Here is a 20,404-nt window from a genome sequence, read left to right as displayed (position 1 = left end):
CCCGATGCCGTGCCGACCCCTGGGAGTTCCCGTGTCCACCCCGCCTTCGCCGACCGCCGTCACCCCGATCCGGGTGCCGGCCGGGACGACGGCGCAGCAGGCCCTCAAGGACGCGGGGGTTCCGCTCAAGGGGCCCGATGGTGCCGTCGTCGTCCGCGACCCGGCCTCCGGCGACCTCAAGGACCTGGCCTGGACCCCCGACGCCGACACCGAGGTGGAGCCGGTTCCCGCGGCCAGCGCCGACGGCCGCGCGGTCATCCGGCACTCCGCCGCCCACGTGCTGGCCCAGGCCGTGCAGGAGCTCTTCCCGGGCACCCGGCTGGGCATCGGCCCGCCGGTCGAGAACGGCTTCTACTACGACTTCGACCCGGAGCGCCCCTTCACCCCCGAGGACCTCCAGGCCCTCGAGAAGAAGATGACCGAGATCGTGCGGGCCGGGCAGCACTTCGCCCGCCGCGAGATCAGCGACGCCGACGCGCAGGCGGAGCTGGCGCACGAGCCGTTCAAGCTCGAGCTGATCGGGCTCAAGGGCGGGGCGGGCGACGCCGAAGGCGCAGACGTCGAGGTGGGCGGCGCGCAGCTGACCATGTACGACAACCTCGACGCCCGCACCGGTGACCGCATCTGGACCGACCTCTGTCGCGGCCCGCACCTGCCGCGCACCTCGAACATCCCGGCGTTCAGCCTCACCCGCTCGGCCGCCGCGTACTGGCGCGGCAGCGAGAAGAACCCGCAGCTGCAGCGGGTCTACGGCACCGCCTGGGAGAGCAAGGACGCGCACAAGGCCTACCTGGAGCAGCTCGCCGAGGCCGAGCGCCGCGACCACCGCCGCCTCGGCGCCGAGCTGGACCTGTTCAGCTTCCCCGACGAGATCGGCTCCGGCCTGGTCGTGTTCCACCCCAAGGGCGGTGTGGTGAAGCGGGAGATGGAGGACTACGTCCGCGCCCGCCACATCGAGGAGGGCTTCGACTACGTCGGCACCCCGCACATCTCCAAGAGCGGGCTGTTCGAGACCTCGGGCCACCTGCCGTACTACGCGGACACGATGTTCCCCGGCATGGAGCTGGAGAACAGCGAGTACCGGCTCAAGGCCATGAACTGCCCGATGCACAACCTGATCTTCCGGTCGCGCGGGCGGTCCTACCGAGAGCTGCCGCTGCGCTTCTTCGAGTTCGGCACCGTCTACCGCTACGAGAAGTCCGGCGTCGTGCACGGCCTGACCCGCGTGCGCGGCCTCACCCAGGACGACTCGCACAGCTACGTCACCCCGGAGCAGGCGCCCGGCGAGATCCGGCACCTGCTGAACTTCGTGCTCAGCCTGCTGCGCGACTTCGGCCTGGACGACTACTACCTCGAGCTCTCCACCCGGGGCGACGACCCGGAGAAGCAGTCGAAGTTCATCGGCTCCGAGGAGGAGTGGGCGACAGCCACCGCCGTCCTCGAGGAGGCTGCGCGCGAGACCGGCCTGGAGCTCGTCCCCGACCCCGGTGGCGCGGCGTTCTACGGCCCCAAGATCTCCGTGCAGGCGCGCGACGCGATCGGCCGCACCTGGCAGATGTCGACCATCCAGTACGACTTCAACCAGCCTGCCCGCTTCGGCCTGGAGTTCAGCGCCGCCGACGGCACCCGCCAGCAGCCGGTGATGATCCACTCGGCCAAGTTCGGCTCGATCGAGCGGTTCTTCGGCGTGCTCACCGAGCACTACGCCGGCGCCTTCCCGGCCTGGCTGGCGCCGGTCCAGGCCGTCGGCATCCCGATCACCGACGAGCAGGTGCCCTACCTGCGCGACGTCGCCCTGAAGCTCAAGGCCCGCGGCCTGCGGTTCGAGCTGGACGACTCCGACGACCGGATGCAGAAGAAGATCCGCACCGCCAGCAAGCAGAAGGTGCCGTTCGTTCTGATCGCCGGCGCGACCGACGCCGAGGCGGGTGCGGTCTCCTTCCGCTTCCGCGACGGCAGCCAGCGCAACGGGGTGCCGGTCGACGTCGCCGTCGAGGAGATCGCCGCCTGGGTCGCGGCCCGCAACAACGCCGACCCGACGGCGGAGAACGCGGCGCCGGGGAACGCGGTGGCCGGAAACGCGGCGGTCCCCGGATGAGCGAGCCGAACGAGCCCTACCGGGTCGCCGTCTCCTCCGACGACGGCGGCCCCGGCCGCGCCTTCGAGCATCTCTGGACGCCCTACCGGATGGCCTACATCCGGGGTGAGGGCAAGCCCACCGGTGCCCACGACTGCCCGTTCTGCGTCATCCCGACGATGAGCGACGAGGACGGCCTGATCGTCGCGCGGGGGACGACGGTCTTCGCCGTCCTCAACCTGTACCCGTACAACGCCGGGCACCTGATGCTGGTGCCCTACCGGCACGTGCCCGACTACACCGACCTCACGCCCGAGGAGGTCGCCGAGCTCGGCGCCTTCACCCAGACGGCGATGCGCTCGATCCGCGCCGTCGCCGGGGCGCACGGCTTCAACATCGGCATGAACCAGGGCGCGGTCGCCGGTGCCGGCATCGCCGACCACCTGCACCAGCACACAGTTCCCCGCTGGGGCGGCGACACGAACTTCATGCCGGTCGTGGGGCTCACCCGCGTGCTGCCGCAGGTGCTGCGCGAGACCCGCGACCTGCTCGCCGAGGCCTGGACGTCGTCCGCCGCACCGGTGAAGGAGGCCTGAGTGCTCGGCGTCAACGCCCGTCCCGCCGTGGCCAAGGTGGTGAACCCGATCGTCACCCGGCTGGCCCGGCTCGGGGTCACCCCCGACATGGTGACGATCACCGGGACCGTCGGTGCGGTGGCGGCGTCGGCGGCGCTCATCGCCACCGGGCACCTGTTCTGGGGCGCGTTCGCGGTCACCGTCTTCGTGCTGCTGGACATGCTCGACGGCGCGCTCGCCCGGCTGCGCGGGGGCGGGTCCGTCTTCGGCGCCGTTCTGGACTCCACCGGCGACCGACTGGCGGACGCGGCGATCTTCGGGGCCCTCATCTGGTGGTACTCCGGCGAGGGCGACAACCGGATGCTGGTGCTGCTCGCCCTGCTGTGCCTGGTCCTGGGCGTGGTCACCTCCTACATCAAGGCCCGCGCCGAGGGCATGGGCCTGGACTGCAACGTGGGCGTCGTCGAGCGCACCGAGCGGCTGATCCTGGTGCTCGTCGGCACCGGGTTCACCGGCCTGGGCATCCCGTACGCGGTGCACGTCGCGCTGTGGGTGCTGCTGGCCGGCAGCGCGATCACGGTGGCCCAGCGGGTCCTGGCGGTGAAGCGGTCCGCGGCCGGCGCGCGGATCGACCCGTGAGCGGCGCGCGCGAGCGGCTGCTCGCCCGTGCGGCGGACGCCGGCTACGCGGCGGGCTGGCGCGCGGTGCGCATGCTGCCCGAGGCCGCGGCGCGGAGGCTGTTCGACCGGGCGGGGAACTGGGCTGCCGGTCGCGAGGGGACCGGCGTGCGCCGGCTGCGGGCCAACCTGCGGGTGGTCACCGGCGGCACGCTGACCGAGGCGGAGCTCGACGAGCTCACCCACCGGGCCATGCGCTCCTACGCCCGGTACTGGCAGGAGGCCTTCCGGCTGCCCACGCTCGGCGTCGAGCGGATCCTCGCCGGCACCACGGTTCCCGGCATCGAGCACCTGGAGGCGGCCCGGGCCGCCGGGCGGGGAGTGATCCTCGCTCTGCCGCACAGCGGCAACTGGGACGCCGCCGGCGTCTGGTTCGTCGACTGGCTGGGCGGCCCCTTCATGACCGTCGCCGAGCGGCTCAAGCCGGAGTCGCTCTACCGGCGGTTCCTCGACTACCGCGAGACGCTCGGCATGCGGGTCGTGCCGCTCACCGGCGGACCGAGGCCGAGCGGCGAGGTGCTGCGGGACTGGCTGGCCGACGGCGGCTCGGCGTGCCTGCTCGTCGACCGCAACCTCGGGTCCGGCGGGGTGCCGGTGACCTTCTTCGGCCGGCCCGCACGGATGCCCGGCGGCGCCGCCCAGCTCGCGGTGGAGACCGGCGCGGCCCTGCACCCGGTCGTGTGCCGCTTCACCGATGACGGCTGGCAGCTGAAGGTGCACCCCGAGGTGCCGGTGACGGGGGGCGACGACCCTCGGGACGCCGTGCCGCGGGCGATGCAGGCGGTCGCCGACGCCTTCACGGAGTCGATCGCGGAGCGGCCCGAGGACTGGCACATGCTCGGCCGCATCTGGGCCGACGTCCCCGCCGACGCCCCGCGCTCCCCGACGAGAGAGCCCGCCTGATGCGCATCGGCCTGGTCTCCCCGTACCGGTGGGACGTCCCCGGGGGCGTCCAGTACCACGTGCGCGACCTGGCCGAGACGCTGCGCGGGATGGGGCACCACGTCGAGGTGCTCACCCCCGCCGAGCGCGAGGAGTCGATCACCGACCCGTTCATCACCTTCGCCGGCCGCACCGTGCCGGTGCCGTACAACGGCTCGATGGCCAGCGTGCAGTTCGGCCCGGTCTCGGCCTCCCGCGTGCGGCGATGGCTGCGGGACGGGCACTTCGACGTCGTCCACGTGCACGAGCCGTCGTCGCCGTCGGTGTCGCTGCTGGTGTGCATGCTCGCCCGCGGTCCGATCGTGGCGACCTTCCACACCGCCACCACCCGCTCGAAGATGCTGGTCGTGCTCGGGCCGGCCGTGCGCCCGTGGCTGGAGCGCATCGCCGGGCGGATCGCGGTCTCGGACTTCGCGCGCCGGGTGCAGGTCGAGCACCTGGGCGGCGACGCGGTGATCATCCCCAACGGGGTGCACGTCCGGGCCTTCGCCGAGGGCCCCACGCTCACCGGGCGCCCGCGGGGCGCGGACGGCCCGACCATCGGCTTCGTCGGCCGCTTCGACGAGCCGCGCAAGGGGCTGCCCGTGCTGCTGGAGGCGATGCGCGCCGTCGTGCGGGACCACCCCGACGCGCGTCTGGTCATCGCCGGGCGGGGCGACGCCGACGAGCTGGAGCGGATGGTGGGCGAGGACCTCCACCCGCACGTCACGCTGCTGGGCGAGGTCACGGAGGCGGACAAGGCGGCGCTGCTGCGCACCGTCGACGTCTACTGCGCGCCCAACCTGCTGGGCGAGTCCTTCGGAGTGATCCTCATCGAGGCCATGGCGGCCGGAGCACCCGTCGTCGCGAGCGACCTCGACGCCTTCGTCCGCGTCCTCGACGGCGGCACGGCCGGCGTGGTGGTGCGGCGGGACGACCCGGCGGCGCTGGGCCGGGCGCTGTCGCAGCTGCTGGCCGACCCGGCACGGCGCGCGGAGCTGGCCGCCCGCGGCTCGGAGCTGGCGGCGCAGTACGACTGGCAGGTGCTCGCGCGGCGGATCCTCGCCGTCTACGAGACGGTGCTGCCGGCCGACGGGGGAGTGGTCTCGGTGGGCCCGGAGGACGACGTCCCCGGCGTGCCGCCCACGGGCACCGCGGCCCGACCTCCCCGCATCCGGCGGGTGCGCCGCTAGCCTCGTTCCCCGTGACGACCGGGATGTGGCTGCTGATCGCCGCCGGCGTCCTCCTGCTGGTGCTCGTCTGGGCGGGGTGGACGCTCACGCGGCTGCGCCGGCTGGCGCTGCGTGTGCAGCGGGCGGAGGCGGCGCTGGAGGCCCAGCTGCAGCGGCGGGTCGGCCTGGCCGAGGAGCTGGCCCGCAACCACCCGGCGGCGCTGGGCGGGGATGCGGCCGAGCGGCTGGCGGTCTCCGCGGCGCACGCGCGAGCCGCCCGTGGATGGGACCGGGAGCAGGCGGAGAACGCCCTGGGGCGGGAGCTGCGCGAGCTGCCGGTCGATCTCCCCGGAGTTCCGAGCGCGCTGCGGACCGACCTCGCCGGCACGCTCACCCGCGTCGCGCTGGCCCGCCGTTTCTACAACGACGCCGTCCGGGACACCCGTGAACTGCGCGGCCGGCGGTTCCCGCGGTGGCTGCGGCTGCACCGTTCACGACCGCTCCCGCGTTACTTCGACATCGACGACCGCATCGACGGCGGCACCCGGGAGGCGGACCCGGCCGGCCGGTCCTCGCGCTGACCTCCGTACAGTTCGGCCCAGCTGACGTTGTCGATCCGAAGGCGGAAACCGTGGCTCCCTCTCCCGACCAGGCCGCGACCGGCACCGAGCTCGTGAAGCGCGGCATGGCCGAGCAGCTCAAGGGCGGCGTCATCATGGACGTCGTCACCCCGGAGCAGGCCCGCATCGCCGAGGACGCCGGCGCCGTCGCCGTCATGGCCCTCGAGCGCGTGCCCGCCGACATCCGCGTGCAGGGCGGGATCGCGCGGATGAGCGACCCCGACATGATCCAGGGGATCATCGACGCGGTCTCCATCCCGGTGATGGCCAAGGCGCGCATCGGCCACTTCGTCGAGGCGCAGGTGCTCCAGTCCCTCGGCGTCGACTACATCGACGAGTCCGAGGTGCTGACCCCGGCCGACGAGGCGCACCACATCGACAAGTCCGCCTTCACGGTGCCGTTCGTCTGCGGCGCCACCGACCTGGGCGAGGCGCTGCGCCGCATCTCCGAGGGCGCGGCGATGATCCGCTCCAAGGGTGAGGCGGGCACCGGCAACGTCGTCGAGGCCACCCGGCACATGCGCGCCCTGCGGGCCGGGATCCGGCGGCTGGCGACGCTGGACGAGACCGAGCTGTTCGTCGCCGCCAAGGAGCTGCGCGCGCCGGTGGAGCTGGTGCGCGAGGTTGCGCGGCTGGGCAAGCTGCCGGTCGTCCTCTTCACCGCCGGCGGCCTGGCCACCCCCGCCGACGCGGCGATGATGATGCAGCTCGGCGCCGAGGGCGTCTTCGTCGGCTCGGGGATCTTCAAGTCCGGCGACCCCGCCCAGCGGGCCGCGGCGATCGTGCAGGCGACGACGTTCTTCGACGACGCCGACGTCATCGCCAAGGTGTCGCGCGGGCTGGGCGAGCCCATGGTCGGCATCAACGTGGCGACGCTGCCGGAGAGCGAGCGCTTCGCCACCCGCGGGTGGTGAACGTCCCCGTCATCGGGGTGCTGGCGCTGCAGGGCGACGTCCGCGAGCACGTCGCGGCGCTGCGGGCCGAGGGCGCCGAGGTGCGGTCGGTGCGCCGGGCCGACGAGCTGACCGGGGTGGACGGCATCGTCGTCCCCGGGGGCGAGTCGACGACCATCGGCAAGCTGGCCGCCCGCTTCGGGCTGCTCGAGCCGCTGCGGTCGGCCGTGCGCTCCGGCCTGCCCGCCTACGGCACCTGCGCCGGGATGGTCCTGCTGGCCGACCGGCTGCTGGACGCCCCGCCGGACCAGCCGACCGTGGGCGGCCTCGACGTCACCGTGCGGCGCAACGCCTTCGGGCGGCAGGCGGACTCGTTCGAGTCGACGGTGCGCTTCGCGGGCCTCGACGGCCCGCCGCTGCAGGCGGTCTTCATCCGCGCGCCGTGGGTCGAGGAGGCCGCCGGGGACGTCGAGGTGCTCGGCCGGGTCGAGGGCGGGCCGGCCGACGGTAGGATCGTCGCGGTCCGCCAGCGCAACGTGGTGGCCACCAGCTTCCACCCGGAACTGACCGGGGACCGCCGGGTGCACGCGCTGTTCGTCGAGATCGTGCGGCGTCACCTGGCCCAGGAGGCCGGCGTCGGCACACGGCGCCCGGCCGGGGACGAGAGGGGACAGTCGTGAGTGGCCACTCCAAGTGGGCGACGACCAAGCACAAGAAGGCCGGCATCGATGCCAAGCGGGGCAAGCTCTTCGCCAAGCTGATCAAGCACATCGAGGTCGCTGCCCGGACCGGTGGCGGTGACCTCTCCGGGAACCCGACGCTCTTCGACGCCGTCCAGAAGGCGAAGAAGAGCTCGGTCCCCAACGACAACATCGACCGCGCCGTCAAGCGCGGCTCGGGTGCCGAGGCCGGTGGCGTCGACTACCAGGGCATCACCTACGAGGGCTACGGCGCCGGTGGTGTCGCGGTGCTCATCGAGTGCCTGACCGACAACAAGAACCGCTCGGCCATGGAGGTCCGCACGGCGATGAGCCGCAACGGCGGCTCGATGGCCGACCCGGGCTCGGTCTCCTACCTGTTCTCGCGCAAGGGGGTCGTCGCGCTCGCGAAGACCGACGCGGTCGACGAGGACACCGTGCTCATGGCGGTCCTCGACGCCGGGGCCGAGGAGGTCCGGGACCTGGGCGACACGTTCGAGGTGCTGTGCGAGCCCGGTGACCTGGTCGCCGTCCGCACCGCGCTGCAGGACGCCGGCATCGACTACGACTCCGCCGAGGTCGGCTTCCAGCCCAGCGTGCAGGTCGAGCTGGACGAGGACGGGGCGGCGAAGGTCTTCCGGCTCATCGACGCCCTCGAGGACCTCGACGACGTGCAGAACGTCTACGCGAACTACGACGTCTCCGACGAGGTCATGGAGAAGGTCGCCGCCGACGCATGACGGGCGTGTTGGCGCCTCGTCGGGGGAGTCGGCGGTTAGCCTCGGTCGAACAAGCGTTCGGCTGACGGGAGCGTGACCATGCGGGTGCTCGGTATCGACCCGGGCCTCACCCGGTGCGGGTGGGGCGTGGTCGACGGACGTCCCGGCGCCCGGCCGACGGCGATCGGGGTGGGAGTCATCCGGACGATGCCCGAGCTCGACCTCGAGCTCCGGCTGCTGGAGCTGCACACCGCGGTGACCGCGCTGCTGCGCGAGCACCGGCCCGACGTCGTCGCCATCGAGCGCGTCTTCACCCAGAACAACAAGGGCACCGCCACCGGCACGGCGCAGGCGGCCGGGGTCGCGGCGCTCGCCGCGGCGCAGGCCGACCGGCCGGTCGCCTGGCACACGCCCAGCGAGGTCAAGGCGGCCATCTCCGGCAACGGCCGCGCGGACAAGGAGCAGGTCACCCTCATGGTCACCCGCGTGCTGGGGCTCGCCACCGCCCCCAAGCCCGCCGACGCCGCGGACGCCCTGGCGCTCGCGGTGTGCCACGCCTGGCGCGGCCCGGCCCAGCAGCGGCTGCGCTCCGCCGCGATCGCCGGCGGCATCGGCGCCCCCGTCGTGCAGCGCACGCTGCCGCGTTGGCAGGGGGTGGCGGCCCGATGATCGCCTCGGTCAACGGCAGGGTCGCCGCGGTCGGTCCCGACGGCGCGGTGGTGGAGGTGGGTGGCATCGGCCTGGCGGTGCAGTGCACCCCGGGCACGATCGCCCGGCTGCAGGTGGGGGAGTCCGCCCGGCTGGCCACCAGCCTCGTGGTGCGCGAGGACTCGCTCACGCTCTACGGCTTCGCCGACGACGACGAGCGTTCGCTGTTCGAGCTGCTGCAGACCGCCAACGGCGTCGGCCCCCGGCTGGCCCAGGCCATCCTCGCCATCCATCCGCCGCGGGAGATCCGCCGCGCGGTCACGACGGGCGACCTCAAGGCCCTCATGCAGGTGCCCGGCATCGGCAAGAAGGGCGCCGAGCGGCTGGTGCTCGAGCTGCGCGACCGGCTGGGCTCCACCTCGGTCGACACCTCGCTCGACGCCCCGGCCGTGCCCGGACTGCCCGCCGTCACGCCGGTCGCCCCTTGGCGCGACCAGCTCACCTCCGCGCTCGTCGGCCTCGGCTGGAGCGCCAAGGAGGCCGAGGGCGCGGTGCTGCAGCTCGCCCCGGTCGCCGATGAGCAGATCCTCGCCACCGGGGGCGTCGAGGTCGCCGTCCTGCTGCGCCAGGCTCTGCAGCTGCTGGGTAGGGCATGAGCGCGCCCTTCGACCGGTCGCTGACCGGCGAGCTGGCAGCCGACGCCGACCAGGAGTGGGGCGTCCAGCCGCAGGCCGGCGACGAGGAGCGGGTGGTCGAGTCGGCCCTGCGGCCGCACTCGCTGCACGACTTCATCGGCCAGCCCAAGGTCGCCCGGCAGCTGGCGCTGGTGCTCGAGGGCGCCAAGCGCCGCGGCCGCGCGCCCGACCACGTGCTCCTCTCCGGCCCGCCCGGACTGGGCAAGACCAGCCTCGCCCTGATCATCGGCTCCGAGCTGGGCACCTCGGTGAAGATCACCAGCGGCCCGGCGATCGAGCGCTCGGGCGACCTCGCCGCGATGCTGTCCAACCTCGCGCCCGGCGACGTGCTGTTCATCGACGAGATCCACCGCATCGCCCGTCCGGCCGAAGAGCTGCTGTACATGGCGATGGAGGACTTCCGGGTCGACGTCGTCGTCGGCAAGGGGCCGGGAGCTACCGCCATCCCGCTGGAGATCAACCCGTTCACACTGGTCGGCGCCACCACGCGGGCCGGCCTGCTCACCGGGCCGCTGCGCGACCGCTTCGGCTTCGTCGGGCAGATGGAGTTCTACGAGCCGGCCGAGCTGGAGCGGGTCCTGGCCCGCAGCGCCGACCTGCTGGGCGTCGAGCTCACCCCCGAGGGATCGGCCGAGATCGCCGGGCGGTCCCGCGGCACACCGCGCATCGCCAACCGGCTGCTGCGCCGCGTCCGCGACTACGCCGAGGTCGAGGCCGACGGCCGGGTCACGCGCGACGTGGCCCGGGCCGGCCTGGCGCTGTACGACGTCGACCACCTGGGGCTGGACCGCCTCGACCGCGCCGTCCTGGAGGCGCTGGTCGGAAAGTTCGGCGGCGGCCCGGTCGGCGTCGCGACGCTGGCCGTGGCGGTGGGGGAGGAGCCGCACACCGTCGAGGAGGTGTGCGAGCCGTTCCTCGTCCGCGCCGGACTGCTGGCGCGCACCCCGCGCGGGCGGGTCGCCACGGAGGCGGCCTGGCAGCACCTCGGACGGCCACTGCCCCGGGGCGGGGTCCCCCTCGGCCGGGTCACAGCAGACCCACAGGTCCCGGGGTCGTCGTCAGAACCCCTGTTCGACGCCTAGACTCACGATCCGCTGGCGCGCAACTCGCAGGCCGGGTCGTGCGCGTCCCGTCTGGTCGTCGCGCGCGCCGGTGCCGACGTACCCGAGCGGATCCCTCGCGGACCGCACCGACCGCGAGCAACCAACGCGGTAGAGAGGCACATCTGTCGTGGAGCAGTTCTTCCCGTTCATCCTCCTGGCCGTCATGCTGGTCGTCCTCATCGTGCTGCCGGCGCGTCAGCGCAAGCGCATGCAGGAGCAGGCCGCCGCGATGCAGGCTGCCCTGACGATCGGCACCCCGGTCACGACGACCGCCGGCCTGCACGGGACTGTCGCCGGCCTCGGTGAGTCGACCGTCGACCTGGAGGTCGCGCCCGGCGTGGTCGTGACCTTCGTCCGCCAGGCGATCCTCGAGGTGCGCCGGCCCGCAGAGTCGACGGCGGTGGCCGAGGACCTGTCCAAGCCGGCCGACGGCGCCGTCTGACCGACCGTCTGACCAGGAGAACACCCGTGGCCAACCGCCCGGCCCCGGCGAGGGGCTACTTCGCCGCGTTCCTCGCGATCATCGCCCTGCTGTACGGGCTCGTCTTCTTCGTGGGCGACACCCGCACGCCGCAGCTCGGGCTGGACCTGCGGGGCGGCACCACCGTCACGCTGACCGCCCGCACGCCCGACGGCCAGGCGCCGGCCCAGGAGGACCTGGAGCTGGCCCGCCAGATCATCGAGCAGCGGGTGAACGGGCTCGGCGTCGCCGAGGCCGAGGTGGTCACCGAGGGCGATGCGAACATCGTCATCTCCGTTCCGGGTGAGGACGGCGAGCAGGCGCGCGAGCTCGGCGCCACCGCGCAGCTCCGCTTCCGTCCGGTGCTCGACGGCCCGGCCCCGGCCGTGCCCGCCGAGGAGGACCCGGCCGCGGCCGAGGAGAACGCCGCGGACGGCGCCGAGACCGCCGACGGCACCGCCGAGGGCGACTCGGCCGAGGGTGCAGAAGGCGACGCTCCCGCCGACACCGACGGCGCCGTCGAGGACCCGGCACTGCCCGACCCGGACGCGCCGGCGGTCACCCAGGAGGAGGCTGCCGCGGCGTTCGCGACCCTCACCTGCGAGGACGAGAACGTCACCGGGGAGACCTCCCGTCCCACCGACTTCGTGGCCACGTGCACCGAGGACGGGTCGGCGAAGTACCTCCTCGGGCCCACGATCATCGAGGGCACGGAGATCGAGAACGCCACCTCCGGCACCGATCCCACCGACGGCAGCTGGGTCGTGCTGCTGGACTTCCAGTCCGACGGCATGAACACCTGGGCGGACTACACGACCGCCAACGTCGGCAAGAACGTCGCCTTCACCCTCGACGGCCGGGTCATCTCGGCGCCGACGATCAACAGCCCCATCACCACGAACCCGACCACCATCAGCGGTCAGTTCGACCAGGAGTCGGCCACCGAGCTGGCCAACCAGCTCAAGTACGGCGCCCTGCCGCTGACCTTCAGCCAGGCCGCGGCGCAGTCCATCTCCACCGAGCTGGGGGAGGAGCAGCTGCAGGCCGGGCTGATCGCCGGCGGGATCGGCATCGCGCTGGTCTTCCTGTACGCGCTCCTCTACTACCGGCTGCTCGGCCTGGTGATGATCGCCAGCCTGGTGCTCTCCGCGGTCGTCGTCTACGGCTGCCTGGTGGTGCTGGGCCGCGAGATCGGGTTCACGCTGAGCCTGGCAGGCATCGCCGGGTTCATCGTGTCGATCGGCATCACTGCCGACTCGTTCGTCGTCTACTTCGAACGGTTGAAGGACGAGATCCGCGAGGGGCGGTCGCTGCGTTCCGCGGTGCCGCGCGCCTGGATCCGTGCCCGGCGCACCATCCTGTCGGCCGACGCGGTGAGCTTCCTCGCGGCGGCGATCCTCTACCTGCTGGCGATCGGCGACGTGAAGGGCTTCGCGTTCACCCTCGGCATGTCGACCGTGCTGGACCTGATCGTCGTCTTCCTCTTCACCCACCCGCTGATGGCGGTGCTGTCGCGGATCAAGTCGTTCGGCAGCAACCGGTTCTCGGGGCTGGGCCAGGTCGCGCACACGCGCCGGGCCACGACGCCGGCCAAGGGGCGCGAACTCGCCGGGGCCTCCGCGGGAACCGGCCGTACGGACAGGAGCACCTCATGACCCGCCCGACCGACCCGGTGGACCCGACTCCGGAGGGCGCTCCCGTCGAGGAGGGCGAAAACGCCCTCGCCGACGCAGGGCTGCCCCAGGACCCGGGTGGCGACGCCGAGACGACCGCCCCCCGGAAGCAGGCCCGCCTCAGCTCCCGGTTGTACAACGGCGAGGCGGGGCTGGACGTCGTCGGACGCAGCCGGCTGATCTACAAGATCACCGCTGTCGTGATGATCCTGTGCGTCGCCTCGATGGTCTTCCGGGGCTTCAACTTCGGCATCGACTTCTCCGGCGGCAACAGCTTCCGGCTGCCGGGCTCCGAGTCCCAGCTCGCGGACGTCCGTACCGCGGCGGAGGACGCCGGCGCCGAGGTGGCCAGCGCTCAGGTGGTGGGCGGCAACACGCTGCTGATCCGCACCGAGGCCCTGGACACCGCCGGCGAGCGGGCGGTCGTCGAGGAGATGGCCGACGTCGCCGGGCTCGGTCCTGAGGAGGTCAGCGCCGACGCGGTCAGCGCCGAGTGGGGCAGCGACATCACCGACCAGGCACTGCTGGCGCTCGCGGTCTTCCTCGTCGCGGTCGTGCTGTTCCTCGCCGTGCGCTTCCAGCCGAAGATGGCCGTCGGCGCGATGGCTGCCCTGGCGCACGACATCGTGATCACCGCGGGTGTCTACTCGCTGATCGGTTTCGAGGTCACGCCGTCGACGGTGATCGGTTTCCTCACCATCCTCGGGTTCTCGCTGTACGACACCGTGGTCGTCTTCGACAAGGTGGACGAGAACGTCAAGGACCTGGAGAAGTCGGCCCGCATGACCTGGGGCGAGGCGGCCAACCTGGCTGTCAACCAGACCCTCATGCGCTCGATCAACACGTCGGTGATCGCGCTGCTCCCGGTGGCCGGCCTGCTCTTCGTGGGCGCCGGGCTGCTCGGCGTCGGCACGCTCAAGGACCTCGCCCTGGTGCTCTTCGTCGGTCTGGCCGCCGGCACCTACTCGTCGATCGTCCTGGCGACGCCGATCGTGGCCGACCTCAAGGAGCGCGAGCCGGACCAGATCGCGCTGCGCCGTCGCGTGCTCGCCCGCCGTTCGTCGGCGGCCCGCACCGGAGGTGCACCGGCCGGACCGGTCGCCAGCGCGCGCCGGCGCCGGACGGGCGGCGCGGTCGCGGTGGCCGAGCTGCCGGAGTCGGTGGCCGCCGACGTCGTCGTCGAGTCGCCGTCCTCGGTGCGGCCGGAGCGGCCCTCCGGCGCGACCGCGGCCCCACGCCCCGGGGCCCGGCCGCAGCAGCGGCCCGGCAAGCGCCGCCGGTGACCGACCAGGCGGTGCAGCCCCTGGACGAGCTCGTCGCCGGCCTGACCGTGGACATCCCGGACCACCCGGAGCCGGGTGTCCTGTTCCGCGACCTGACGCCGGTCTTCGCCGACGGCCCGGCGTTCCGCCGGGTCGTCGAGGGGCTGTCCACGCCGTCTGCGTCCGACCCGCGGGCGGCCGCGCTCGCCGACGGGGAGCGAGCGTTCGACGTCGTCGTCGGCGTCGAGGCGCGCGGTTTCCTGCTGGCCGCCGCGGTCGCCCTGGACGCCGGTGTCGGCGTGGTGCCGGTGCGCAAGGCCGGCAAGCTGCCGCGCGAGCGCGTCGCGGCCGACTACGTCCTCGAGTACGGGACCGCCACCCTGGAGCTGCACACCGACTCCATCCGTCCCGGACAGCGGGTGCTGGTCGTCGACGACGTGCTGGCGACCGGTGGCACGCTCGCCGCCGCGGTCGCCCTCGTCGAGCAGCTCGGCGGCGTCGTCGCCGGGGTCGCGGTCGTGGTGGAGCTCGCCGCGCTCGGCGGACGCGAGCGGCTGCAGCCGCACGCGGTGCACGCGCTCTGGATCACCTGAGACCCCACCACCTGGCCGGGTGAGCCCTCCGTGGCGCGCGGCGGCGGGGCGGAGCGTCCCGCTAGCATGGGGAGGGTCCCCCCTCCTCGAACACCGTGGGAGCAGCCGTGGCCTCCGAAGTAGCCGCTGACGCGGCTCCCGCGCGGCCTGGCGCGGTGGAGACGACTGCGGTCGAGGGCTCAGCGGCGACCGACGGCGGGACGCCCGTCCGTAGCCCCCTTCCCGAGCGTCCGGTGGTGCGCCGTCCGGACGACGTCGGCTCCGAGCCCGTGGACCCGGAGTCCGGCGCCCCGCGCCGCCGGGTCCGGGACCGGCTGGCCCGCCGGATCGTCGCGGGCCAGCGCAGCACGCTGATCCGCCCGGTGCTCGAGCCGCTGGCGTCACTGCACCGGCAGAGCCATCCGAAGGCCGATCTCGCGCTGCTGCAGCGTGCCTACGACGTCGCCGAGCAGGCGCACAGCAGCCAGAAGCGCAAGAGCGGCGATCCCTACATCACCCATCCGCTCGCCGTCGCCACCGTGCTGGCCGGCCTCGGGATGGACACCACGACGCTGATCGCGGCGCTGCTGCACGACACCGTCGAGGACACCGGCGTCACCCTGGAGACGATCACCACCGAGTTCGGCTCGGAGGTCGCCCACCTGGTCGACGGCGTCACCAAGATCGACCGGGTCAAGATGGGCGACGCCGCCCAGGCCGAGACGATCCGCAAGATGATCGTGGCGATGGCCCGCGACCCCCGGGTGCTGGTCATCAAGCTGGCCGACCGGCTGCACAACATGCGCACGCTGCGCTTCCTCCCGCCCGAGAAGCAGGAGAAGAAGGCGCGCGAGACGCTGGAGATCCTCGCCCCGCTGGCCCACCGGCTGGGTATGAACACCATCAAGTGGGAGCTCGAGGACCTCGCGTTCGCGACGCTGTACCCCAAGCGCTACGACGAGATCGTCCGGCTGGTGGCCGAGCGGGCCCCGTCGCGGGACACGTTCATCGCCGAGGTCACCTCGCAGGTGACCGAGCAGCTCAAGGCCGCGAAGATCGAGGCGGTCGTCACCGGCCGGCCCAAGCACTACTACTCGATCTACCAGAAGATGATCGTGCGCGGCCGCGACTTCACCGACATCTGGGACCTCGTCGGCATCCGGATCCTGGTCGACTCGGTGCGCGACTGCTACGCGGCGCTGGGCATCATGCACGCCCACTGGCAGCCGGTGCCCGGCCGCTTCAAGGACTTCGTGGCCATGCCGAAGTTCAACATGTACCAGTCGCTGCACACGACGGTCATCGGCCCGCAGGGCAAGCCGGTCGAGCTGCAGATCCGCACGCACGACATGCACCGCACCGCCGAGTTCGGTATCGCCGCGCACTGGAAGTACAAGGAGAAGGCGCGCGTCGGCGGCAAGCCCAGCGCCGGCGAGTTCGGCGCCCCGGCCAAGGCCGGCTCGCCCGATGACATGCTGTGGCTGCGCCAGCTGCTGGACTGGCAGCGCGAGGCGCAGGAGCCCGGCGAGTTCCTGGAGACCCTGCGCTACGACCTCGGTCCGCAGGAGGTCTTCGTCTTCACGCCGAAGGGCGACGTCGTCAGCCTGCCCGGCGAGGCGACGCCGGTGGACTTCGCCTTCGCGGTGCACACCGAGGTCGGCTACCGGACGATCGGCGCCCGGGTGAACGGCTCGCTGGTGTCGCTGGACAGCAAGCTCACCAACGGCGACGTCGTCGAGATCTTCACCTCCAAGTCGCCGACGGCCGGCCCGTCCAAGGACTGGCTGGCGTTCGTCGGCTCGTCGCGGGCGCGGACCAAGATCCGGCAGTGGTTCACCAAGGAGCGCCGCGAGGACGCGGTCGAGGCCGGCAAGGAGGCCCTGACCCGCGCGATGCGCAAGGCCGGGCTGCCGCTGCAGCGACTGCTGGGCGGAGAGGCGCTCTCCACGCTGGCCAAGGACCTGCGGTTCGCCGACGTCACGGCGCTCTACGCGGCGGTGGGGGAGAACCAGCTCTCGGCGGCCTCGGTGGTCGAGAAGCTCATGGTCGCGCTCGGTGGCAGCGAGGGTGCCGCCGAGGACATCGCCGAGACCGCGATCCCGACCCGCCGCCCCGCGCCGCGGCGCAGTGCCAGCGGTGACCCCGGCGTCGTCGTGCACGGCATGACCGACGTGTGGGCCAAGCTCGCCAAGTGCTGCACCCCGGTGCCGGGCGACTCCATCCTCGGGTTCGTCACGCGCGGCGGCGGCGTGAGCGTGCACCGCACCGACTGCACCAACGCTGGCGACCTGCAGAGCAAGCCCGAGCGCCTGGTCGAGGTCGAGTGGGGCAATCAGCCCGGCGCGATGTTCCTCGTCGCGATCCAGGTGGAGGCGCTGGACCGGCACCGGCTGCTCTCCGACGTCACCAAGGCGCTGGCCGACGAGCGGGTCAACATCCTCTCGGCGTCGGTGCAGACCAGTCGCGACCGCGTCGCGATCAGCCGGTTCACCTTCGAGCTGGCCGACCCGGCGCACCTGGGCGCGGTGCTGCAGACGGTGCGCAACGTGGACGGCGTCTTCGACGTGGAGCGCGTCACCGCCTGACGGGTGGGACGACTAGCGCCGGCGTTCCGTCGGCTGCCCGCCGCGCCATCGGCTGCTGCTCCGTCGGAGCCGGCCCCATCGGCCGGCCCACGGTGAGTTCGTGACGTACGTGAACCACACGCCGAGGGCGAGTGCCTGCACGGGCACCCGCAGCCATGGCGGCTCGATGAGCAGGGCCGGGCCGCACGCGAGAGCCAGGAAGAAGGGCACGAACACCCACGGGGACACCCCCAGCCAGTAGCGCTCGTCCCGCAACTTCATGGGGAGAGTGTGTCGGACCGGCCGATCCGTCGGGATGCCACGGAGGAGTGAGTCGACCGGCGCTGAAGCCGCTCTGTGGCTCCCCATCGAGATCAGCACGCGTGGGTCGGGCCCTTACCTGGCTCCGACACCCCGCCCTGCCCGGGCTGATCTTGGTCGAGTGCTCGACCTCGCCAGGACCACTGGCATCTAGCGGCCCCGTCGTCCACGAGGGGCGGAGCCGAACGCCGCACCACGGGCAGAAGCCGATGATCACGACGCTGGAGCCGCCGTCGTGGACCCGCAGTCCGTACTCACCGTTCGGCCACCGCGTCACGAGGCTGTCCGGACACCGGCTCAAGTCCTCATGCCCGGCACAAGTCAGGTCGAGTTGAGCGCGCATCGTCTCGCAGCAGACCACCCCTGCGGCCTGCCGCACCGGCAACCGAATGCCTGACACCTCGCTCCGAGGCCGCCCTGTGTGCCTGCACAGCCCTGCCAGATCATCACGTATCGGCCGGGCCCTCACCCGGCCTTCGACACCCCGGCCGGCCCGCGCTGATCTTGTTGAGTGCTCGACTCGCCCAGGCGAGTGGCACAGAGCGGCCCACTATGGGACAGCCAGGTCCCACCAGGCTGGCCGTGATGGTGGGCAGCCTGGTGGGACATCGATAGCCGCTGCCGGTGGAGGAACTGAATACAAGTGGACCTCAACAAGACCTTGGATCGCGTCTCGGATGCGAAGTCCCTGGCTGCCTTTCTTGAGCAGCTGAGGAAGGACCCGATCATGCGCGAGGTGGATTCCGCCGAGATGTTGATCGAGCGTATGCAGGCCTTCCTGACGGATACGGCGACCGACAGTGGCTACATGCAGCGTTACGCGAACGTCTCAGGCAAGGGGTGGCGCCTAGCCGGGGATCTCGTGTTCTCGTCGTTCATCTACGAATAGCCAACCGCGCGGGACCCTCTGGTCTGACGCCCAGCGGGTGGCTGCGCGCGCCCAGGTGACGGGCAGTGGGTGCACGGCGACTTGGTCGAAGCGCTAGCCCTAAGGTCGCCCCTAGGGCGCCTGTTCGCTCAGGGTTCTGAACGACGAGAGCGCCGGTCCCCGAGGGGAACCGGCGCTCTCGTGGTTGCGCGTATTGGCTACACGACGGCCATGTCGGTGATCTGGATCGGGATGTTCGGCGGGCCGTCGCCGGGGCCCTCAGCACCCTGCACGCCGCCGGCCGCGACCTTGTCGAGGACGGCGAGCCCGGGCTCGTCGATGGTGCCGACCACCGTGTACTGCGGCGGCAGCGTGACGTCGGTGAAGCAGAGGAAGAACTGGCTGCCTGTGGTGTTCGGTGCGTTCGTCTTCGCCATGGCGATCGTCCCGCGCGGGTACGTCGCGTCCTCCGCGACCTCTTCGGCGTACTTGTAGCTCGGGCCGCCGGCGCCGGAGCCCGTCGGGTCGCCGCACTGCAGCAGCCCGAAATCGGGCGAGGTGACCAACCGGTGGCAGGGCGTGTTGTCGTAGAACCCGACGTCGGTCAGGTGCACGAAGCTGGCAGCCGCGCACGGCGCCTTGGCGCGGTCCAGCGTCAGCGTGAGGTCGCCCTGGTCGGTGGCCATGCGGAGCGTGGCGGTGCCCTGCGTCGGGGTGGCCTCGGGGGCCGGCGGGGTGCCGACGTCCTTCAGCTCGGGGTTTCCTGTCTCATCGGGCAGGTAGTCGCAGCTGACGGTGCCGTCGGGGTTCGTGGTGCGCGCGGCCGAGGAGGTGGCGGCGGGCGCCGACGGGTCGGCGGCCTGGTTGTCGCTGTCGTCGTCATCGCTGAACACGCCGGTGATCAGCAGGGCCGCGCCGACGACCACGACGACGGCGAGCGCGGTCAGCAGGATGCCCAGGTTGCGGCGGCGCTTCTTGGCCATCTCGCTGCGGCGCTCCAGCTGGCGCTGCAGGTGGCGCTGCGCGGCCTGACGCCGCTGCTTGTTCGTGGGCACGGGTACGAACTCCTCGGGCATGCGGAGGGGGCGGCCGGAGGCGGCCGCGATGCGCTCTTCGGGGCGGAGTCTAGGTGGCGCCGCTGGGCGCTCCCTGGCAGCACCGGGGAGCGTCGGTGGGCCCGCGTAACCTGCACGGGTGCTCATCCGCTCGTTCCCTGCCGGCGCCTTCGGCACCAATTGCTATGCCGTCGCCTCCGGGCCCGGGCAGGAGTGCGTCGTCGTCGACCCCGGCATGGACGCCGTCGAGCCCCTGGCGCAGATGCTGGCCGAGGACGGGCTGAAGCCGGTCGCCGTCGTGCTCACCCACGGCCACCTCGACCACACCTTCTCCGTGCTGCCGGTCTGCGACGGCTACGACATCCCGGCCTACCTGCACCCCCTGGACTCCGGGATGCTCAGCGACCCGGCCCGCTGGCACGGTCCGCAGCTGGCTCCGCTGATCACCGGCGTCCGGCTGCCCGATCCGGCTGACGTGCTGTCGCTGGACGACGGCGCCGTCCTGTCGCTGGCCGGGGTGGACCTGACCGTCCGGCACGCACCGGGGCACACGCGGGGGTCGGTGATGTTCTCGGTCGACCTGGGTGAGGCGCCGGGGCTGCTGGCCGGTGACGTCCTCTTCGCCGGCTCCGTCGGCCGGGTGGACCTGCCCGGCGGCTCATGGGACGACATGCTCCGCTCGCTGCGCGACGTCGTCCTGCCGCTGGACGACGAGACCGTCGTGCTCCCCGGGCACGGTCCGGCGACGACGATCGGCCGCGAGCGCGCGACCAACCCCTACCTGGCGGAAGCCGCCTCCGCACCGAAGGGCCGTGGACTGTAGATGTCCGG

At 72.6% G+C, this 20,404-nt stretch carries 21 protein-coding genes and 1 pseudogene; 19 read left to right on the top strand and 3 right to left on the bottom strand.

Going from position 1 to position 20,404, the window contains the following annotated elements:
* The first annotated feature begins 31 nt into the window (after positions 1-31).
* The 17 genes from thrS to LBW97_RS00700 all read left to right on the top strand — a co-directional run bounded on the left by thrS (position 32) and on the right by LBW97_RS00700 (position 17,350).
* Positions 32-2,098 carry a threonine--tRNA ligase gene (thrS, locus tag LBW97_RS00780; RefSeq protein ID WP_224497502.1) on the top strand — a complete coding sequence of 689 codons (2,067 nt, stop codon included), beginning with the start codon at positions 32-34 and terminating at the stop codon, positions 2,096-2,098.
* On the top strand, positions 2,095-2,673 hold the full coding sequence (locus LBW97_RS00775) for an HIT domain-containing protein (protein ID WP_224497501.1): 579 nt from the start codon (positions 2,095-2,097) through the stop codon (positions 2,671-2,673). The genes thrS and LBW97_RS00775 overlap by 4 nt, the downstream gene beginning before the upstream one ends.
* On the top strand, positions 2,674-3,291 hold the full coding sequence (gene pgsA / locus LBW97_RS00770; RefSeq protein ID WP_224497500.1) for a phosphatidylinositol phosphate synthase: 618 nt from the start codon (positions 2,674-2,676) through the stop codon (positions 3,289-3,291).
* Positions 3,288-4,232: a phosphatidylinositol mannoside acyltransferase gene (locus tag LBW97_RS00765; protein WP_224497499.1), complete on the top strand. Its 945-nt coding sequence runs from the start codon at positions 3,288-3,290 to the stop codon at positions 4,230-4,232. Before pgsA ends, LBW97_RS00765 begins: the two co-directional genes overlap by 4 nt.
* A complete protein-coding gene (locus LBW97_RS00760; protein WP_224497498.1) occupies positions 4,232-5,443 on the top strand; it encodes a glycosyltransferase family 4 protein in 1,212 nt (403 codons plus the stop codon). Before LBW97_RS00765 ends, LBW97_RS00760 begins: the two co-directional genes overlap by 1 nt.
* A gap of 11 nt (positions 5,444-5,454) precedes the next feature.
* A complete protein-coding gene (locus LBW97_RS00755) occupies positions 5,455-6,003 on the top strand; it encodes a hypothetical protein (RefSeq protein WP_224497497.1) in 549 nt (182 codons plus the stop codon).
* A gap of 50 nt (positions 6,004-6,053) precedes the next feature.
* On the top strand, positions 6,054-6,956 hold the full coding sequence (gene pdxS / locus LBW97_RS00750) for a pyridoxal 5'-phosphate synthase lyase subunit PdxS (RefSeq protein WP_224497496.1): 903 nt from the start codon (positions 6,054-6,056) through the stop codon (positions 6,954-6,956).
* Positions 6,953-7,615, top strand: coding sequence for a pyridoxal 5'-phosphate synthase glutaminase subunit PdxT (pdxT, locus tag LBW97_RS00745; RefSeq protein WP_224497495.1), 663 nt, complete (start codon positions 6,953-6,955; stop codon positions 7,613-7,615). The genes pdxS and pdxT overlap by 4 nt, the downstream gene beginning before the upstream one ends.
* On the top strand, positions 7,612-8,373 hold the full coding sequence (locus tag LBW97_RS00740; RefSeq protein ID WP_224497494.1) for a YebC/PmpR family DNA-binding transcriptional regulator: 762 nt from the start codon (positions 7,612-7,614) through the stop codon (positions 8,371-8,373). The genes pdxT and LBW97_RS00740 overlap by 4 nt, the downstream gene beginning before the upstream one ends.
* Before the next feature lie 78 nt (positions 8,374-8,451).
* Positions 8,452-9,021 (top strand): crossover junction endodeoxyribonuclease RuvC, encoded by a 570-nt coding sequence (gene ruvC / locus LBW97_RS00735; RefSeq protein WP_224497493.1) that lies wholly within the window; start codon positions 8,452-8,454, stop codon positions 9,019-9,021.
* Entirely contained in the window at positions 9,018-9,656 is a 639-nt protein-coding gene (ruvA, locus tag LBW97_RS00730) for a Holliday junction branch migration protein RuvA (RefSeq protein ID WP_224497492.1), read from the top strand. Before ruvC ends, ruvA begins: the two co-directional genes overlap by 4 nt.
* On the top strand, positions 9,653-10,777 hold the full coding sequence (gene ruvB / locus LBW97_RS00725) for a Holliday junction branch migration DNA helicase RuvB (RefSeq protein WP_224497491.1): 1,125 nt from the start codon (positions 9,653-9,655) through the stop codon (positions 10,775-10,777). Before ruvA ends, ruvB begins: the two co-directional genes overlap by 4 nt.
* A gap of 148 nt (positions 10,778-10,925) precedes the next feature.
* Positions 10,926-11,240 (top strand): preprotein translocase subunit YajC, encoded by a 315-nt coding sequence (gene yajC, locus LBW97_RS00720; protein WP_224497490.1) that lies wholly within the window; start codon positions 10,926-10,928, stop codon positions 11,238-11,240.
* A gap of 26 nt (positions 11,241-11,266) precedes the next feature.
* Positions 11,267-12,913 (top strand): protein translocase subunit SecD, encoded by a 1,647-nt coding sequence (gene secD, locus LBW97_RS00715; RefSeq protein WP_224497489.1) that lies wholly within the window; start codon positions 11,267-11,269, stop codon positions 12,911-12,913.
* Positions 12,910-14,214: a protein translocase subunit SecF gene (secF, locus tag LBW97_RS00710; RefSeq protein ID WP_224497488.1), complete on the top strand. Its 1,305-nt coding sequence runs from the start codon at positions 12,910-12,912 to the stop codon at positions 14,212-14,214. Before secD ends, secF begins: the two co-directional genes overlap by 4 nt.
* Positions 14,211-14,786 carry an adenine phosphoribosyltransferase gene (locus LBW97_RS00705; protein WP_224497487.1) on the top strand — a complete coding sequence of 192 codons (576 nt, stop codon included), beginning with the start codon at positions 14,211-14,213 and terminating at the stop codon, positions 14,784-14,786. Before secF ends, LBW97_RS00705 begins: the two co-directional genes overlap by 4 nt.
* A gap of 236 nt (positions 14,787-15,022) precedes the next feature.
* Complete coding sequence (locus tag LBW97_RS00700; RefSeq protein ID WP_308010387.1) at positions 15,023-17,350, top strand: bifunctional (p)ppGpp synthetase/guanosine-3',5'-bis(diphosphate) 3'-pyrophosphohydrolase; 2,328 nt, start codon at positions 15,023-15,025, stop codon at positions 17,348-17,350.
* Between the two features lie 12 nt (positions 17,351-17,362).
* Here LBW97_RS00700 and LBW97_RS00695 read toward each other — a convergent pair whose 3' ends face one another.
* Both LBW97_RS00695 and LBW97_RS20560 read right to left on the bottom strand, forming a co-directional pair.
* Positions 17,363-17,611 carry a hypothetical protein gene (locus LBW97_RS00695; RefSeq protein ID WP_224497485.1) on the bottom strand — a complete coding sequence of 83 codons (249 nt, stop codon included), beginning with the start codon at positions 17,609-17,611 and terminating at the stop codon, positions 17,363-17,365.
* A gap of 220 nt (positions 17,612-17,831) precedes the next feature.
* A pseudogene (locus LBW97_RS20560) lies at positions 17,832-17,993 on the bottom strand (hypothetical protein); the annotation flags it as partial.
* A 300-nt stretch (positions 17,994-18,293) separates the two neighbouring features.
* On the opposite strand from LBW97_RS20560, the gene LBW97_RS00690 reads away from it, so the two are divergent.
* Positions 18,294-18,539: a hypothetical protein gene (locus LBW97_RS00690; RefSeq protein WP_224497484.1), complete on the top strand. Its 246-nt coding sequence runs from the start codon at positions 18,294-18,296 to the stop codon at positions 18,537-18,539.
* 197 nt (positions 18,540-18,736) lie between these two features.
* Here LBW97_RS00690 and LBW97_RS00685 read toward each other — a convergent pair whose 3' ends face one another.
* Positions 18,737-19,573 carry a peptidylprolyl isomerase gene (locus tag LBW97_RS00685; protein ID WP_224497483.1) on the bottom strand — a complete coding sequence of 279 codons (837 nt, stop codon included), beginning with the start codon at positions 19,571-19,573 and terminating at the stop codon, positions 18,737-18,739.
* A gap of 139 nt (positions 19,574-19,712) precedes the next feature.
* On the opposite strand from LBW97_RS00685, the gene LBW97_RS00680 reads away from it, so the two are divergent.
* Positions 19,713-20,396, top strand: coding sequence for an MBL fold metallo-hydrolase (locus LBW97_RS00680; RefSeq protein ID WP_224497482.1), 684 nt, complete (start codon positions 19,713-19,715; stop codon positions 20,394-20,396).
* The last annotated feature ends 8 nt before the right edge of the window (positions 20,397-20,404 follow it).

Origin of the sequence: Blastococcus sp. LR1 (assembly GCF_020166105.1) — a bacterium.
In the GTDB taxonomy this organism is placed as follows: domain Bacteria; phylum Actinomycetota; class Actinomycetes; order Mycobacteriales; family Geodermatophilaceae; genus Blastococcus.
This window is presented reverse-complemented; position numbering and strand designations above follow the sequence as displayed.